The organism is Sinorhizobium prairiense, assembly GCF_029201645.2.
GTDB classification, from domain to species: Bacteria; Pseudomonadota; Alphaproteobacteria; order Rhizobiales; family Rhizobiaceae; genus Sinorhizobium; species Sinorhizobium meliloti_A.
The window spans coordinates 20,558-36,717 of the sequence record NZ_CP104132.1; the positions used below are offsets into that span (position 1 = coordinate 20,558).

The 16,160-nt window shown below is 59.0% G+C and carries 13 protein-coding genes; 4 read left to right on the plus strand and 9 right to left on the minus strand.

Annotated elements, in window-relative coordinates; translation table 11 throughout:
* Window positions 1–98: 98 nt before the first annotated feature.
* The 5 genes from N0Q91_RS19690 to N0Q91_RS19710 form a co-directional block, all read right to left on the minus strand.
* Window positions 99–1,409 (minus strand): NAD(P)/FAD-dependent oxidoreductase, encoded by a 1,311-nt coding sequence (locus N0Q91_RS19690; RefSeq protein WP_275598426.1) that lies wholly within the window; start codon window positions 1,407–1,409, stop codon window positions 99–101.
* 50 nt (window positions 1,410–1,459) lie between these two features.
* On the minus strand, window positions 1,460–2,338 hold the full coding sequence (locus tag N0Q91_RS19695; protein WP_275598427.1) for an ABC transporter permease: 879 nt from the start codon (window positions 2,336–2,338) through the stop codon (window positions 1,460–1,462).
* 30 nt (window positions 2,339–2,368) lie between these two features.
* Entirely contained in the window at window positions 2,369–3,319 is a 951-nt protein-coding gene (locus N0Q91_RS19700; RefSeq protein ID WP_102762988.1) for an ABC transporter permease, read from the minus strand.
* Window positions 3,320–3,386: 67 nt separating this feature from the next.
* Window positions 3,387–5,057, minus strand: coding sequence for a peptide ABC transporter substrate-binding protein (locus N0Q91_RS19705; protein WP_275598428.1), 1,671 nt, complete (start codon window positions 5,055–5,057; stop codon window positions 3,387–3,389).
* A 37-nt stretch (window positions 5,058–5,094) separates the two neighbouring features.
* Entirely contained in the window at window positions 5,095–6,759 is a 1,665-nt protein-coding gene (locus N0Q91_RS19710) for an ABC transporter ATP-binding protein (protein WP_275598429.1), read from the minus strand.
* Between the two features lie 789 nt (window positions 6,760–7,548).
* On the opposite strand from N0Q91_RS19710, the gene N0Q91_RS19715 reads away from it, so the two are divergent.
* The 4 genes from N0Q91_RS19715 to N0Q91_RS19730 all read left to right on the plus strand — a co-directional run bounded on the left by N0Q91_RS19715 (window position 7,549) and on the right by N0Q91_RS19730 (window position 12,164).
* Window positions 7,549–8,424, plus strand: coding sequence for a GNAT family N-acetyltransferase (locus tag N0Q91_RS19715; protein ID WP_275598430.1), 876 nt, complete (start codon window positions 7,549–7,551; stop codon window positions 8,422–8,424).
* Between the two features lie 443 nt (window positions 8,425–8,867).
* Complete coding sequence (locus N0Q91_RS19720; RefSeq protein ID WP_275598679.1) at window positions 8,868–9,536, plus strand: haloacid dehalogenase type II; 669 nt, start codon at window positions 8,868–8,870, stop codon at window positions 9,534–9,536.
* A 147-nt stretch (window positions 9,537–9,683) separates the two neighbouring features.
* Window positions 9,684–10,814 carry a phosphotransferase enzyme family protein gene (locus N0Q91_RS19725; protein ID WP_275598431.1) on the plus strand — a complete coding sequence of 377 codons (1,131 nt, stop codon included), beginning with the start codon at window positions 9,684–9,686 and terminating at the stop codon, window positions 10,812–10,814.
* Window positions 10,815–10,835: 21 nt separating this feature from the next.
* Window positions 10,836–12,164 (plus strand): aspartate aminotransferase family protein, encoded by a 1,329-nt coding sequence (locus tag N0Q91_RS19730; RefSeq protein ID WP_275598432.1) that lies wholly within the window; start codon window positions 10,836–10,838, stop codon window positions 12,162–12,164.
* A gap of 235 nt (window positions 12,165–12,399) precedes the next feature.
* Here N0Q91_RS19730 and N0Q91_RS19735 read toward each other — a convergent pair whose 3' ends face one another.
* Genes N0Q91_RS19735 through N0Q91_RS19750 form a run of 4 tightly spaced genes read right to left on the minus strand, consistent with a single transcriptional unit; the run spans window position 12,400 to window position 16,114 of the window.
* Window positions 12,400–13,587 carry a M24 family metallopeptidase gene (locus tag N0Q91_RS19735; protein WP_275598433.1) on the minus strand — a complete coding sequence of 396 codons (1,188 nt, stop codon included), beginning with the start codon at window positions 13,585–13,587 and terminating at the stop codon, window positions 12,400–12,402.
* Between the two features lie 34 nt (window positions 13,588–13,621).
* Entirely contained in the window at window positions 13,622–14,035 is a 414-nt protein-coding gene (locus N0Q91_RS19740; protein WP_275598434.1) for a cupin domain-containing protein, read from the minus strand.
* A 29-nt stretch (window positions 14,036–14,064) separates the two neighbouring features.
* Complete coding sequence (locus tag N0Q91_RS19745; RefSeq protein ID WP_275598435.1) at window positions 14,065–14,907, minus strand: phosphoenolpyruvate hydrolase family protein; 843 nt, start codon at window positions 14,905–14,907, stop codon at window positions 14,065–14,067.
* Window positions 14,876–16,114 carry a Tm-1-like ATP-binding domain-containing protein gene (locus N0Q91_RS19750; RefSeq protein ID WP_275598436.1) on the minus strand — a complete coding sequence of 413 codons (1,239 nt, stop codon included), beginning with the start codon at window positions 16,112–16,114 and terminating at the stop codon, window positions 14,876–14,878. Before N0Q91_RS19750 ends, N0Q91_RS19745 begins: the two co-directional genes overlap by 32 nt.
* Window positions 16,115–16,160 lie beyond the last annotated feature (46 nt).

Here is a 16,160-nt window from a genome sequence, read left to right on the forward strand (position 1 = left end):
TAGACGAAACAAAATGACGTGGTTGGCTGCTCAACAGTCGTTTATTCGGAGCGCATTCTAACGGGAGCAGACTCACAATCTGAAGAGCACCGCCGGCGTCAACGGCGTGCTCGATAGAATGCTATTCGATCCTGGATCCGGTAACCTTGGATGATTGCAGGCATGAACCAAGGATTGCCACTGTAGAGAGGAATTGACGCGGGCGGCCGAAAATCGAAAGCCGAACGGGCCTGCTCTGTGTGACCCAGAAGTTTGTGAGCAGCGCGCGTTCCCACCCACGGCGCCCAGACCACGCCTGAACCGCAGAAGCCAGTCGCGTAAACGACCCCTTCCCGCTCGAATATCCTGGGAAGCATGTCGCGATGCATAGCAACGTTGCCAAACCAAGTGTGCGACAATTTGACGTTTTCCAGCTCCGGAAACAGGTTGACGAGGCCGTTACGCAGATAGAGCTTGGGCTCAATCGGATCGCCCTTTCGTGTGCTGTCTCGGCCGCCGAGCAGAATGCGCTTTCCGTCCGGCGTGGGCCGGTAATAGAATCCAAGCTGACGGCCTTCCGTCATCATCATCTGCTTCGGCATCAAGCGCGCCATGACATCTGGTGCAAGCTCTTCCGTTACGATGATACGGCTTCGGACCGGCACCAGCCGGCGACGCAGATAAGGCACTGCGCCGTCTGTGTACCCGTCCGTGCAGACGAGAACTTGCCGAGCCCGCACCATGCCTGCGGAGGTCGAAACCAGGAAGGCCGAACCATCCCGTGCGATAGAGCTCACACGAGTTCCAGAATGGACGGTCAACCCGGAAGCAAGCGCCACGCGCAACAGTTCGGCATGGAATTTAGCCGGGTGCAGTCCACCGATATCCATTCGCACCATGCCGCCGCGATAGAAGTCGGTGCCGATATATTTGCCTTGTTCGCGGTAGGGTACACCATATGCTTCAATGCCGAGCTTTTTCGACAGGACGTCAGCGCTCCGGGCCGTCTTCTCATAATCTTCGAACCCGACAACGCCTTTGAATTGACCCGTAAGCCGGAAATCGCAGTCTAGTCCTTCAGTTTTGATCAGGTTGTAGACGAATTCACGTGCGATCTTGCCCTCGGTCTCGATCGCGATCGCCTTCTCTTCGCCGAATCGCCGTGTGATTGTCGCGTAATCCGGACGAATGCTTCCGCTTGTGATCCCCCCATTGCGGGAAGACGCACCCTCGCCGGGATTCATTGCGTCAAACGCAGCTACCGACCTGCCTTCGCGCGCGAGAGTCAGGCCCGCAGACAGCCCGGTATAACCTGCGCCGACGATCAAGACATCCAGGTTCTTGGCCAGCGACTGCTTCGGCAAGGGTCTTACAGGCGCCGCCTCCCACCAATATGGAGTATCCTTTTCGGCGATCTTATATTCTTTCATGAGCTCTGCTCTCTTCTTTGTTTTGACCCGAGCCGGGAAGGACAAAGTTGTCAGCTGTGGTCGCCCCGCACATCAAGCGCGTCACGCAGACCATCTCCGATAAAATTGAAACTGGTGACGGCGATGGTGATTGCCGCGCCCGGAATGATCGCCAGCCAAGGCGCGGTCCCGAGATACTGCTGTGCCCCATTCAACATGTTGCCCCAGCTCGGAAGCGGCGGCTGGATGCCGTAACCCAGGAAGCTGATATACGCCTCCATCAGGATTGCCCGGGCGATGGTCAGGGTCGATGCAACAATGATCGGACCAATCGCATTCGGGAGGATCTCTCGAAACATGATATGCTTAGCGCTCAATCCCAGCATCCGTCCGGCCTGAACGAATTCCCGTTCGCGGAGCGAGCGAACCTCGGCCTCGACGATGCGCGCCACTTCCATCCAGCTGCTGGCGGCGATAACAACGGTGATCATGATCGCGCTTGGTTTGAGTGCCGCGGCAAGCGCAAGCACGAGGAAGATCGAAGGGAAGGCGAGGAAACCGTCCACTGTGCGCATCAGCGCCGCCCCGATCCAGCCGCCGCGATATCCCGCGATAACGCCAACGATGGTCCCGACCAGAGTGGACAGGAGCATTGCGGAAAAGCCGACGAGCAGCGAGATACGGCCGGCCATGAACAGTCGCGCCGCGATATCCCGCCCAAGAGGGTCGGTTCCGAGGTAATGATGACCAGTGAACGGACCAGCGAAGCGCGCACGCAGGTCGATATAAAGGGAGTCATAGGGGAGAATGTACGGTCCAAGCACGCATGCGAGCGTCAGAGCCACGATCATCGCCATCCCCAGCAGTGCGAGATGATGGCTCATGAAGCGGCGTGCAGCGCGGCTGTTCCACCAACGGTCCGACCCGGGATTTGCAGCAATTGCGGTCATAACGAGTGTCTCCTGTTGGGCGTGATGCGCTTAACTCATCCGAATGCGGGGATCGATGATCGCCACGGCGATGTCCGCGATCAGATTGCCTAGGATGACAAGTATGGCGGAGAACATCAGTAGTCCCATCACCACCGGATAATCGCTATATCCGAGACTATCGAGAAACAACCGGCCCATTCCCGGCCAGGTAAATACGGTCTCGGTAACGAGCGCTCCCGTAAGGATGCTGGGAAGCTGCATGCCCGCAAGCGTTATCATGGGCAGCAGGGCATTGCCGACGACGTGCTTCATCAGGATCCTGCGTTCACTCAACCCCTTGGCACGGGCGGTCTTCACAAATTCCTGGCTGATGGCATCAAGCGTCGCGGTCCGCATATAGCGGCTCCAAATCGCCACATGGACCAGAGCAAGTACGATACTCGGGAGGATCAGATGGTGCAGATAGTTCAGAAGGGAGCCATCGCCGACCGTGTACATGTTGCCGGCAGGCAGCCAACCCAGTTGCAGCGAAAAAACATAGATACCCAGCAATCCGAACCAAAAGGTCGGAATCGATAGTGCCACCATGGCGCCCACGGTGGCCAGATAGTCAAACGCCGAATAGCGGTGCGTGGCGCCACGGATACCAATCCAGGTGCCGATTGCGATCGCTATCACCGTGGACGAACCCATCAACAAAAGGGTCGCGAAAAGGTGACGGCCGATGACGCTCAACACCGTTGCCCCATCCCGGAACGAGTGCCCCCAATCGCCCTGCAGCAGGCGCCAGGCCCAGTCCAGGTACTGCATCCAAAGAGGGCGGTTCAGCCCAAGCTGTTCCTTGAGGCGGTCGAGATCTTCTTGGGTCATTCCGGGGTCGAGGCCGTACTGCGCCAATGGGCCTCCCGGTATCAGATTCAGGATGGTGAATCCGATGATTGAAACGATCACCAGTAGGATGAGGCTCTGGTAAAGCCGGTTAAGTAGGAAGCCGCGCATTCAACTCTCCTCATGACATCGCCAATGGATGGGCCGCCGCCGCAACTCGTGACGGCGGCTCCGGAGATCAGCTCTTCCAATGCCATCCGGCGGCATGCCAGGATGCGACGCGGGTGTTGGCATTCGGCTTGAAGCCCTCGAGTCCTCCCTTACGGCCGAACACGTTGGTGTACGCAAACAACGGCAGGAACGGCAGGTCTTGCCGGACGATTTCCTGCACGCGGAAGTAAATTGCCCTTCGCTCTTCGGGATCAAACGTACGGACACCCTTTTCGAGCAGCGCGTCGACCTCCGGGTTGGAGTACTGGCCGGTATTTGATCCTTTTCCGCCTTTCGCGACAATCGCGCGCGTGTGCAGGCGGTTCGTCACGTCGGGGTCCGCCGCGATGACATAGGTCACACCGGAAATTGCCGAGTCGAACTGCGATTTGAGCCAGAAATCGCCCCACATCACTGCTCCTGGCAGATTTGATATGGTCATCTCGACCCCGATTTCAGCAAATGTCTGCTGCAGAAATTGCTGCACTTGTTCACGCAGATTGTTACCTGCCGTTGTTGCATTGGAAAACGACAAGCGAACGCCGTTCTTGGCGCGCACTCCATCCGATCCCGGCACCCAGCCTGCCTCGTCGAGGATTTGGCGCGCCCGGTCCAGGTTGTACTCCTGCGCCGGCAGGTTCGGATTATAGTAGTAGGATTGCTGCGGCATGAAGGTTTCGGTGAGGTTACCTACGCCATAATAGATCGCGTCTATGATCGCTTTTCTGTCCATAGCGGCGTAGAGCGCCTGTCGCACTGCCGGATCCTTGAATTGCGGCTTTTCAAGGTTGAGGTAAATCGACTCGACTGACGCCCCCGATTCCAGAGTAACCACGCGATCCGGCAACATACTGGCTTCCGCGTAATGATCGGCGGTAATGTAAGCTTGGTCGACAAGGTCGACGTCGCCGCTCTTGAACTGGGTGTAGAGCACCGTCATGTCCGGAATATATTTGAAAACGAGCCGCTCGAGATAAGGACCTTCCCCGAAATAGTCAGCGTTCGCGACGAGTTCGATATGATCGCCAGCGATGCGTTGCGCCCACTTGAATGCTCCAGTGCCAATAGGCGCCTGATTGAAGCCGGCGGCGTTCGGATCTGCCTCCTTCTCGAGAAGGTGCCTCGGCACCATGAAGGTCTCGGCGAGAAACGACAAGTAGGGCGCGAAAACGGACTCCATCCGCCAGGTGATCTCCGTGGGTGAGACCACCTTGATATCACGCACTAATGAATGGCCGCTCGTGCGCCATGCTCGGAACTTGGGGTTGGTGATGAGTTCGAGAGTGAACTTCACATCTTCCGCTGTAAAGGGCTCACCATCGTGCCAGCGGACGTCGTCGCGCAGACGAATGCGCCACTGCAGGCCGTCCTGCGAGATACCGCCATTCTTTTGGCTTGGTACTTCGGCCGCGAGATTGGGCTGGAGAACGCCCTTGGGGTCCATTCGAAAGAGCGCATCAAACACCGAGAAATGCACGGCGTCGTCGACTTCGGTATGCGCCATCAGCGGATTGAAGACAGTGGGTTCCTGTGAAAGCCCGACGACGACCCGACCGGTCGGTTTTGCAGGGGCGGTCTGGCCAAAGGCCGGCGACACCAGGAGGTTTGGCGCGACAAGCCCTGCCAGCCCTCCAGCTGCCATCATGCACAGGGCCTCGCGTCGCGAATAGGTCTGTTTAGTCGTTTCAACCTTGGTCATGATGTCTCCTCCCTAGTGGACATGTTTGGATCGGCATTCAGGAGTTAGCGGCGGTAGCCGGGGCGGCATTCAGCCGCTCTCCGGGAATGGCTGCGACCAACTCGCGCGTGTAGGCGGATTGTGGATTGAGGAATATCTGCGAAGGCGGGCCGCGCTCGACGATCCGTCCCTTCTGCATTACTGCGATCTCGTCAGAAATCTGGCTTGCCACCCGCAGATCGTGGGTGATGAAGATCATGGCCACGCCGGTTTGTCGCTGAATTTGGTCCAGAAGTTTCAGGATCTGGGCCTGGATCGACACATCGAGGGCAGATACGGCCTCGTCGGCGATGAGAAGCTTCGGCTTGAACATCAATGCCCGCGCTATACCGATGCGCTGGCGCTGCCCACCGGAAAATTCGTGCGGATAGCGACCGAAGGCACCTGCATCGAGTTCCACATGGGACAGCAGCGCCCTCGCCTCCTCCCGGGCCTGGGCATAGGGCGTCCCGTGGGCGACGGGGCCGACAGTCAGAATCTGCCCGATCGTCGAACGCGGATTCAAGGACGCGAACGGATCCTGGAAGATCATCTGGATCCGCGGCCGCAAGGGGCGGAAAACCACTTCGGACAGCTTGGCGATATCGTGGCCGTCAAAGAGTATCCGTCCACCGTCACTGTCCATCAGCTTGATGAGCAACCTCCCGAGCGAGGACTTGCCCGAGCCGCTCTCTCCGACGATCCCCAGTGTGCGGCCAGGCGCCAGGTCGAACGATACATCGTTCACGGCGGTAACGATCCGCTTCTTGCCGAAAAACACACCGCTGCTTCGATAGGTCTTGACCAGACCTTCGACCTTCATGATTGGCTTGGCGGGAGCCGCGTCCTCGTGTGCACGATCCCTGCCGCTGAGGTGGGGGACAGCTGCAACCAAGCGCTGCGTATAGGGATGGCGGGGTGCCTTCAGCACCTGGTCCGCACTTCCTTGCTCTACGATATGGCCCTTTTCCATTACCACCACGCTGTCGGCGATCTCTGCGACAACCCCAAAATCGTGGGTGATGAACATCACACTCATGCCCTTGCGCCGCTGGATGTCGCGGATCAGTTTCAGGATCTGGGCTTGGGTGGTCACATCCAGAGCGGTCGTTGGCTCGTCCGCAATCAGGATCTTAGGCTCGAGTGCCAGAGCCATCGCGATCATAACCCGCTGGCGCTGCCCACCAGACAGTCGGAACGGGTACTGGTGGTACATCAATTCCGGGTCCGGCAATCCCACCTCTGTCAGCAGTTCAATAGCACGGACCCGGCGCGACGCGGGCGTTCCGACATTGTGCGCTGCCATGACTTCGGTGACCTGTTCGCCGACTGTCATCAGCGGATTCAAGGCCGAAAGCGGGTCCTGGAAGATCATGGAAACGACCCGACCGCGCAGATCCCTGAGCTGTTCGGGAGAAGCCCCCACGATAGCCGTGCCTTCGAGATGAATCGCGCCTGCCGCCACCGGTATCACCTTGGGTAGTAGGCCCATGATCGTGTTGGCTGTCACCGATTTGCCCGAACCGGACTCGCCGATGATGCACAAGATCTCTCCGCGCTTTAGATTGAAAGAGATATTCTCTACGGCGAAAGCCCGCTCCATCCCTTTCGGGAGGCTGATACTCAGGCCGCGCACAGAGAGCGCCACCTCGTCCGCGCCCAAAGTCTGGATGCTGGCGATCATCGAGTTATCCTCCTATTCACCGCAACGATGCGGCAGTTGCAACGCCCCTGCGGGGAACGGCGTATGCTGTAGTTATCCACGCACTGACTCAGACCGCCGAGCTCTTACCGATACATGCACCAGCGGCAGCTCTGCGTCTCCTCCAGGCGTGACGCCGTTTGATCGTCACTACTTTCTTCGCGGTGTCGCCGTGTCTTGCAAAGGAGATCCCGCCTGGCAGACCCTTTGCCATCGCACGTCATGCCATGACCGAATGAGGCTAGTATCGACTTCTCCTGCCGAAGGAGTTACCGAATTACGCTTCCGCAACAGCACGAAATTCCAAAATGGTTGGCGCCTTCAGAATTTCTTGACGCTCTTCGGAGACCAAGCAGAGCTGATTTATGAACTATTTCAAAGTCCTCAGAAACCAGAGCCCGTTGTTAGAGAGCAGGTCGTGCCAAGGCGGACCTCAATGTTGAGTTTGAACAGTTGCTTCTCCCGACAGCCCGGCCCGAGAGCAATTTCCCCCTGTCGGACTGATCTGTGCGCGGCCAACCGGCAGTCAGTCGAACTTCGCTGTATCTAAGTTTCGCAAAGTTGCGTTGTAATCGTTGCGATGCTACGTGAAGCAAATCGTGGCACAAGGGTTCGTCCTGCCCGTATTTCGGGAGAAGATTTCGAACGCCAAGGGCAAATCAGTGAAAGATGCCGAGCCCGGTGTGCAATCATGAACTGATCGACGCTCGGCGGCTGTAGAGTTGCCAAGGTCGTCGCACTTGTTGGCCCGGCGAAGGAGCTCAAAGTCAAATGCCGAAGTCAGTTCGACTTAAGTCATTCGAATTGGTGGCACGGGACATCAATGAGATCGATGTCGGCTCGCTCCACGCCTTAACCGTGGCCGTCGGTTGGCCACACCGTCCCAAAGACTGGGATTGGCTTCGCCAGTTCGGCCGGGGCATCGCGGTAGTCGACAGCATCGGCCGGGTTTTCGGAAGCGCCATGTGGTTCCCCTATGGCCAAGACGTTGCGATGATCGGCCTGGTGATCACCACTCCGCGCTCACAGGCTCAGGGTAATGCGCGTTGGCTCATGGAGCAGGTATTCGAAGAATGCCGCGGCAGAAATCTGTATCTCAATTCAACTCGCGCGGCACACAATCTGTATGTCTCGCTGGGTTTTGCAAACGAGGCGACGGTATGGATGCACCAAGGAACGGTTGCTTCCTCCCTGCCCAACTTGCCCGTCCCGAACGGTGATTTGATCGAGGCGGGGATTGATGCACTCCCGCAGATCATCGAACTTGATACCCACGCCTTCGGTTGGAAGCGAGAGGAGCTGATCTCGGCACTAGCCCCGATTTCCACCATCCAAACCCTCTGCCGGGATGGGAAGATCGTTGGCTATTCTATATGCCGGGAGTTCGGCCGCGGCCATGTGATCGGCCCCGTGGTAGCAAGCAATGACGATGACGCGCTTCAGCTTATTGCCGTCCATCTACGGAACCTGAAAGGGCAGTTCGCGCGTGTCGACACGCGGGAAACAGGACCATTGGTCAACTTTCTTCGCGCGAGTGACTTTCGAGTGGCCGAACGAGTAACGACTATGTCGCGGGGCCGACTCCTTTTGAACCGCAAGCCCGGCGAGCCTTGGGTTTATGGCTTGGCTGGTCACGCACTCGGGTGAACCGCAGCCCGTCCCCTGATGACGGGCTCGATAGCTTTGATCGGCTCATACACACAGGAAGCCTTTTCAGAGCAGCCTCGGCTTGTCAGCTCTTGCGTCACCCCCGCCTCGGCCTGCCGACGCTCGAAATGGCGGCTTGCGAAGCCACTTAGGTATTCCCGCCAATCCCGTCTCGCCGACTACCATGAGAGGCAGACCGCAATGCTCTATTCGGCTTCCAACACAACGCTGCCAAAATCAGCGCACGCGAACGGCTGCCTTCGGTAGAGCAACAGCTCAACTCAGGACACGACTAAATGCGAGACGCCGCGGCCGCGAAACGTTGTGCGGGATTTGCTGTAACCGAAGAGACTTCTGCTGAAAGACGAAGCATTCCGGCACATTCTTCCAAACACCTGCAGCTATGCTTCGTCCATGCCGTAGAGTTCACAGGAGCCAAGGATATGGATCGCTTCAGGCCAAAATACGTAACATTCGACTGCCATGGTACGCTAATCAACTTTCAAATGGCGGAAGCCGCTCGTGATCTGTTCGGTCATTTTCTGGATGGGCCGAGCATGGACGAATTCATCAGGAACTTCCAAGCGTACCGCATCGATGAGGTATTGCAGGACTGGAAGCCCTATGCCGACGTTGTTCACAACGCGTTGGAGCGCACGTGCCGCCGCAACAAGGTTGCATTCAGGCCCGAAGACGCCGAAACCATCTACAACCGCGTACCGACCTGGGGACCGCATCCGGATGTGCCCGAGGGCCTAGCCAAATTAGCCAAGGAAATCCCGCTGGTCATTCTCACAAACTCCATGGTGGCCCAGATCTCGTCGAATGTGGCAAAGCTAGGCGCGCCGATTCATGCCGTCTACACCGCAGAAGAAGCGGGAGCTTACAAACCCCACCTCAAGGCGTTCGAATATATGTTCGACATGTTGGGATGCGGACCGGAAGACATCACGCACGTTTCGTCGTCTTTCCGTCACGACCTCATGTCCGCCTATGACCTGGGTATCAAAAGCAAGGTGTGGGTTAACCGCGGCCACGAGCCGGCCAACCCCTATTATGAATACACCGAGATCCGCGATATTTCGCAGCTGCCCGGCGTTTTCGGGCTCTGACTTGAGATAAGGCAACAGCGGTTCAGGGACGAAAACGCGCGCGGGCACTAAGCTATGCTGGAGTGCCTGCGCTGAGCTAGTCAGATTGGATCAGGGTATCCATCTTCGCAGCCCGAAAAGCACCATGAACGGACGAGGATCTTCAAATTGGGCGATCTTAGTGGACTTGCCGCTGATCAGGAACTAGGCCGGCGCAACAGCTCTGCGGCTCCGGCCTCCCGTCACCTGCCGCATGCTGCAGCGTCGACAGAAGCCTATTTTCGTGCCGCAACCGCCATTCTGTCCTCGCCGCCAGACGAGTCAGAACCGGACATTTCGGCGACACTGCTCAAGCGGCACTACGGACTGGAAGGATCGACCGCGGTCTTATCCTCCGAGGTCGAGCGCACTGTAGAGGTCTCCCTGTTCGACGGCCGCCAATTCATCCTGAAGACGTCGGCACGACAAGAGGCGGTCGACAGCTTCCGTTTCCAAACTGCCGCTTTGGCTGCACTGCAAGGAAGCGTGGGATTTGCTGCACCCACAGTGATCCCTACCAGTGGCGGCGCGTTGATGTTTGAGGAAGAGGGTCTAAGTGGTTACCTGCAGACCCGAATCGAGGGCGTGTCTCTGCACCAGGAGACGCCCACTCCTGATCTCCTCTTTCGAACCGGTAACGCCCTCGGCCAGATGGACCTAGCCCTTACGCAAGTCAATATACCCGCAGCCCACCGCCCCATTCTCTGGCATGTAGGGTGCTGGTCGCGATTGATGGAACTGGAGGAACACCTACCTTCTGGCAGCGTTGCCGAAAGCGTTCGGACCGCAATGGCGGAGTACATGAGGTTCGTCGAGCCGCAGATCTCGAACTTGGAGTGGCAGGTCGCGCACAACGATCCGAGCCCGTTCAACACAATTGTTACCCCCCACGGCTTGGGTTTCATCGATTTCGGCGATGGCTGCTGGAGTCCCAGGATACAGGACCTGGCTATCGCGGCGAGTCACCTCGTGACAGATCCGGCGCTTCCTTTGGGCGGAGCCGAACATCTCATTTCGGGCTATGCCGCGGTCGTCCCACTTTCCGCCTTGGAAGCAAGACTGCTGATTGGACTCATGCGCGCACGACAAAGCGCACTGATACTGGTCAATTACTGGCGTTCCCACCTGTTTCCGGCCGACGCGCAATACATCAAAAAGAATGTGGCTCGTGCCGAGCGCGGGCTAACTATCCTGGCGCCTCTTTCCACTGCATCAGGTGAGGCCGCAGTCCTCGCGGCAGCGTCACAGCCATCGCCGTAACTCTTAGACAGGCAGGAGCACATGTCCACAGACCTTATGCCCAATCGCTACAGACCCGGCGAGTCTGATCTCCCAGTGCGCGAGGCCGAGCTGATTGCCCGTCGTGATGCAGTTCTGGGAGCATCCTATCGACTGCAGTACCGACGGCCCGTGCACTTCGTTCGCGGCGAAGGCATGTGGCTCTACGATCCCGACGGGCGAGCCTATCTTGACTTCTACAATAACGTTCCTTCCCTCGGCCATTGCCACCCGGAAGTAAACGCGGCAATGGCCGAGCAAGCGGCCCGAATAAGCGCTAATACGCGTTATCTAGAACCAAGACTTGTCAACTATGCCGAGCGGTTGGTTGATACCTTCCCCGAGGAGCTAGACCGGGTGGTCTTTACTTGCACGGGGAGTGAATCCAACGATCTGGCCCTGCGTATAGCACGACTTGTGAGCGGCGGCGAAGGCGTGATCGTTTCCTCTTATGCCTATCACGGCACGAGCGCGGCCGTCGCCGCGGTTTCGCCAAACTTGGGTGATGCCGTCAAGCTCAGCCCATTCGTGCGCATGGTACCGCTTCCGGGTACAGCGGGCGTGCCAGAATCCCAGGCTGCGGACTTTTTCGAGGCACAGATCCGTTCAGCCATTTCGGATCTGAACCGTCGTGGCATAGGCGTTGCGGCCCTGCTTATCGACAGTATTTTTTCCAGCGACGGCGTATGGGTAGATCCTCCCGGCTTCGTTGCCGGCGGAGCTGCAGCGGCACGGGACGCAGGCGGCCTCGTCATCGCCGACGAAGTACAGCCGGGCTTCGGGCGAACTGGCGCTCATATGTGGGGCTTCGAGCGTCACGGGATCGTTCCGGATCTTGTAACCCTCGGCAAGCCCATGGGTAACGGGTTTCCAATTGGCGCGGTCGTTGGTCGCAAAGCCCCAATGGAGCGCTTTGGTGCAACCGCTCGCTACTCGAACACCTTTGCTGGAAACACGGTTGGAATAGCGACGGCGGACGCCGTGCTGACGATCCTGCAACGTGACCAAATCCCTGAAAATGCGCTTGCCATGAGCCAGCGGCTTCGAGCCGGGCTGACGGAGATGGCAAAGCAGCATACGGGCGTTCGTGCAATCCGCAATGCCGGTCTCTTCTTTGGCGTAGACATTGGGTCCGAAGGCATACCGGCCCCGCGCCGGCGTGCAATGGCTTTGGACGTGGTGAATGCAATGCGGGATGATGGCGTGCTTATCAGCACGACAGGAGCCAATGAGGATGCGCTCAAGGTGCGCCCTCCACTGGTTTGCAAAGCCGAGCACGTAGACCTCTTCCTAGCAGCTATGAAGCGCGCACTCATCAAGGTCGCCGGGTAGACGAAGCCCGACGGCTTGTGTGGAGCCACCTGACAGCGTCACACCAAAATCGTAAGCCGCAAGTCGAGGCCAATCCAGGCGGCGAATCCTGGGCATGCTCGCGTCGTGAACTGCAGCTTAAGTCCGCCAAGATCGGAGCGGCTGAATAAAGACACGCAGAACGGAAGATAGAGGCGCCAAGATCGCGCCTCTGCTACGATTCGTGTGCCCTTCTTTCGCAGCAGTTCGCCGCTCGCTAAACCGCCCCAGGGTTCCAACCGCGGCCTCTGTTGCCAAACATGTCGTATCCCTCCTTCGTGACGGCGAGCGTATCCTCGAGCTTGATGAAACCGCGTTGCGGATGAAGCATCGTCGTCTCGACGGAAATGACCATGCCTGCCTCCAGGGGCCGATCCGCATCTACGCCTTCATAAGCGACGGGGTGGTTGGTCATCAGGAATGGTGCTTCGTGGCTGATGAGCCCCATGCCGTGGCAGAAGAAGTCGGTAAAGTCGGCCGAAGGCGAGCTTCTCAAAACCTCTTCCGCCGAAGCAATCATCTCACTGCCTCTCGCCCCGGCCTTGATCCTGGCAAAGGCTGCCTGCTGGATCGCATCGACTTCAGCTAGCAAGTCCTCGAGCTCCGCATCGGGCTCGCCGAGCACGCCCATTCGGCAAAGGTCACCGATATAGCCCTGGTAATTGCCACCCGAATCAATCGAAAGCACCTCACCCTTCGCCCATGCCTGCGGCGAGGCCGCACGGTTGTGACTAGCACCCAGGGTCAGCAGGCAATACTCGAAATGCAGCCCGCGATTGGTCTCTTCTCGCCTGAGTCGTTCGATGATCTCGCCCTTGGTGGATCCCTCTCGTGCAGCCGCGATGGTGGCGAGCATGGAATCGGTGATCAGTTCGGAGGCAACCTTGAGCTTCTCCAGCTCTTGCGGTGTCTTGATCGAGCGCAGTCGCTCGAGCGTATGCGTCGCCTCCACGAAACGCGCACCTTCAAGGCGAGAAGCCAATAGATCCCGCGCATCAGCCGGCAGGAAGGGCGGTTCGATGCCGATGCGAGCACCCGACTTACCGATCTTTCTCAGATGCTCGACCGCAAGCGCTGCTGCGTCGAGTGTACCCCAGGTCGCCGTATGAACGGCGGGTGTCCAGAAAGGGTTGTTCTGGTGTTCTCCCCCTTCCATGCGGTTGCCAATATACGCCGAGTGATCGGGGGAGCCCTTCTCATAAACGACGATTGGCAGATAGCGGCTGTGGCCAATCGCATCCATTGCGGCGAAGAAGATGAACTTGTAACCGCCCAGCAGGTACTGCGTGCTGTGCTTGGATGTGGCGAGCAGAACGTCGATGCCCGCCTCCTCCATGAGCTTGTCGAGTTTCGCCGCATCGAAGGGGGGCCCCGCCGCTAGCGCTTGTCTTGGGCTGATATCCACGGAATTTCTCCCACAAAGCCGTTGTCGTGCGCCCTTAAGTACCGGGCGGGATTAGACGGAAATCCGGCAGATCCCGAAGCGCACGCTCAGGGCCTGCCGGTGAATAGACCACGAAAAGCTGCATCGGGCCGGGACCCGTGTTCCTTGTGGAGTGGAACCGGCTTTCCGGTACATAGATAGTGCAACCGGGTCCAACGCTCCGCGTCACCGGATCGCCGTTCTCGTCCTCCACCATCTGCTCCCCCTCTCCCGAGATGACGAAAATGATCTCTTCGGCTCCCGGATGATTGTGACGCGCATGCCCCTGGCCGCTCGGCAAATCGACCACACCACCCGAGAAGCGCTCCGCCCCGTTCACCTCCGGCGCGACCGTCAGCGCAAGCCGACCCCAGTCGAAGCCGAAGCTGTCAACATCAATCGGGTAGAGAAAATAGTTGTTCTTTGCCATGCCGCGGCCTCCTCCGCATCCTGCTCGCCTCAGACCACCGTACTGATGGCAAGCGCCTTGAACTCTTCCGTCTGCTTGCGGATCGCCACCTCGGCAGGCAGGCGTTCCATGGAACTTGCGCCATAAAAGCCATTGCAGCCTGGGCAACGATCGAGGATGTAGCGTGCGTCCTCCGGCATTGAAATCGGCCCCCCGTGGCAGAGCACAATGACGTCCTTGCGTACCGAGCGCGCGGCAGCCGCTATCGCGTCGATTTCGCTCGCGCAGTCGTCGAGCGAGATCGCGGAAGTGGCGCCGATCGCACCTCCCGTGGTAACGCCCATATGAGCGACGACGATGTCTGCACCCGCCTTGGTCATCGCGATCGCTTCTTCCTCGTTGAAGACATAGGGTGTCGTCAGCAGGTCGAGCCGGTGGGCCTCGGCGATCATTTCCACCTCGAGACCATAGCCCATCCCGGTCTCCTCGAAGCTCCGCCGCATCCGTCCATCGAAGAGGCCAATGGTGGGGAAATTCTGTACGCCGGAAAAGCCCATGGCCTTCAGTTCCGCGAGAAACTGAGGCATGAAAACGAATGGGTCGGTGCCATTGACGCCGGCGAGTACCGGTGTCGCCCTAACGACCGGCAGCACCTCCAAGGCCATTTCCTTCACGATCTCATTGGCATTTCCATAGGCGAGCAGACCGGCCGCCGAGCCGCGGCCCGCCATTCGATAACGGCCGGAATTATAGATGATGATGAGGTCGATGCCCCCGGCCTCCTCGGCCTTGGCCGAAATCCCCGTTCCGGCCCCACCTCCGATGATTGGCTTGCCGGCGGCGATCATGCCGTGGAACTTTTCAAGAATGGTCTTGCGGGGGATTAGTGGCATCGGTGTCTCTTTCAGAGTTGGCAATGTCTCGGTACGCGCCGACTGCGGCCTCGGCGAACTGCGGATCGTTGATGTGGAGCGGAAGGCGTTCGATGCGGCGCCGGTCATTTCTATCGACGGTGGCTTCCAATGCCTCGAAGAGCGCCGCATCCGCCGCAGGATCGAAGAAGGCGCCGCCCTCGATATCCAGTGCCGACACGCCTCGCTCCGGGATCAGGAACCGGAGAGGTCCGCTGCAGAGGTTCAGCTTTGCGCCAATCCATCTTCCGATCGCGGCGCATTCCTCCGGAGTCGTGCGCATGAGCGTGACGTTTGGATTGTGGCGGTACAAGAGCCGGCCGGAATATCGCTCCGGCACCGTCTCTGGCGCCCAGAAATTGACCATATCCAAAGCCCCGACGGAGCCGACATAGGGCAATTCGGTGCGCGCAATTGCGCCGAAACGATCCTCGGTCGCCGGCAACACGCCGCCGAAGAGAAGATCGCACACCTCCGTCGTCGTGATGTCGAGCACACCCGATAGAAGCCCGCTGTCGGCAAGCTTCTCCATTGCTCGTCCACCGGTGCCTGTGGCGTGGAAAACCAAACAGTCATGGTCGGCCTTCAATTGTTCAACGATCGCAGTCACACAGGGCGTCGTCACGCCGAACATGGTCAGGCCGAGAGCGGGCTTCGCGGCCGTTTCGTCTGCCGGCCTGTTCGCCATGGCGGTAATCGCCTCGGCCGCATTTTTCAGGATCACGCGGCTCACGCGGTTGAGCCCGGCCATGTCGGTAACCGACGGCATCATGATGATGTCTGAGACGTCAACATAAGGTGCCACGTCGCCGGACGCGAGCGTGGAGACCATGACCTTCGGTAGCCCGAGCGGCAGCCTGCGCATGCCGGCGGTGATGATTGACGTCCCGCCGCCGCCACCCATGCCCACAACGCCGGCGACGTCGTCCCGGGCGGGAAGGAACCTCGCAAAGGCCTCGGCCATCGCAGCGATCGCTGTTCCCCGGTCGTCGCCGGAAAGCACCGCGGCGACACCGCCCGGATGGGCCGCGGCCACGGTTTCGGCGGAAATGTCGACCATAACCTTGGGGCGACGCGTTCCAACATCGACCAAAACAGGCTGGCCGCCCGCGGCCTCGACGCAGGACGCAAGATAAACGAGTTCCTCCCCCTTCGTGTCGGCCGTGCCGACGACGTAGATGTGCTTCATCTCTCCTCCCCGGCGACCCTGGCCCTCCTCTGCCTTGAAAGCCGCC

Excerpts from the sequence above, each read along its gene's own strand:
- N0Q91_RS19695 (WP_275598427.1), bottom strand. The coding sequence starts at position 2,338 with ATGACCGCAATTGCTGCAAATCCCGGGTCGGACCGTTGGTGGAACAGC.
- N0Q91_RS19705 (WP_275598428.1), bottom strand. The coding sequence starts at position 5,057 with ATGACCAAGGTTGAAACGACTAAACAGACCTATTCGCGACGCGAGGCC.
- N0Q91_RS19730 (WP_275598432.1), top strand. The coding sequence starts at position 10,836 with ATGTCCACAGACCTTATGCCCAATCGCTACAGACCCGGCGAGTCTGAT.
- N0Q91_RS19720 (WP_275598679.1), top strand. The coding sequence starts at position 8,868 with ATGGATCGCTTCAGGCCAAAATACGTAACATTCGACTGCCATGGTACG.
- N0Q91_RS19750 (WP_275598436.1), bottom strand. The coding sequence starts at position 16,114 with ATGAAGCACATCTACGTCGTCGGCACGGCCGACACGAAGGGGGAGGAA.
- N0Q91_RS19745 (WP_275598435.1), bottom strand. The coding sequence starts at position 14,907 with ATGCCACTAATCCCCCGCAAGACCATTCTTGAAAAGTTCCACGGCATG.
- N0Q91_RS19690 (WP_275598426.1), bottom strand. The coding sequence starts at position 1,409 with ATGAAAGAATATAAGATCGCCGAAAAGGATACTCCATATTGGTGGGAG.
- N0Q91_RS19700 (WP_102762988.1), bottom strand. The coding sequence starts at position 3,319 with ATGCGCGGCTTCCTACTTAACCGGCTTTACCAGAGCCTCATCCTACTG.
- N0Q91_RS19715 (WP_275598430.1), top strand. The coding sequence starts at position 7,549 with ATGCCGAAGTCAGTTCGACTTAAGTCATTCGAATTGGTGGCACGGGAC.
- N0Q91_RS19740 (WP_275598434.1), bottom strand. The coding sequence starts at position 14,035 with ATGGCAAAGAACAACTATTTTCTCTACCCGATTGATGTTGACAGCTTC.
- N0Q91_RS19710 (WP_275598429.1), bottom strand. The coding sequence starts at position 6,759 with ATGATCGCCAGCATCCAGACTTTGGGCGCGGACGAGGTGGCGCTCTCT.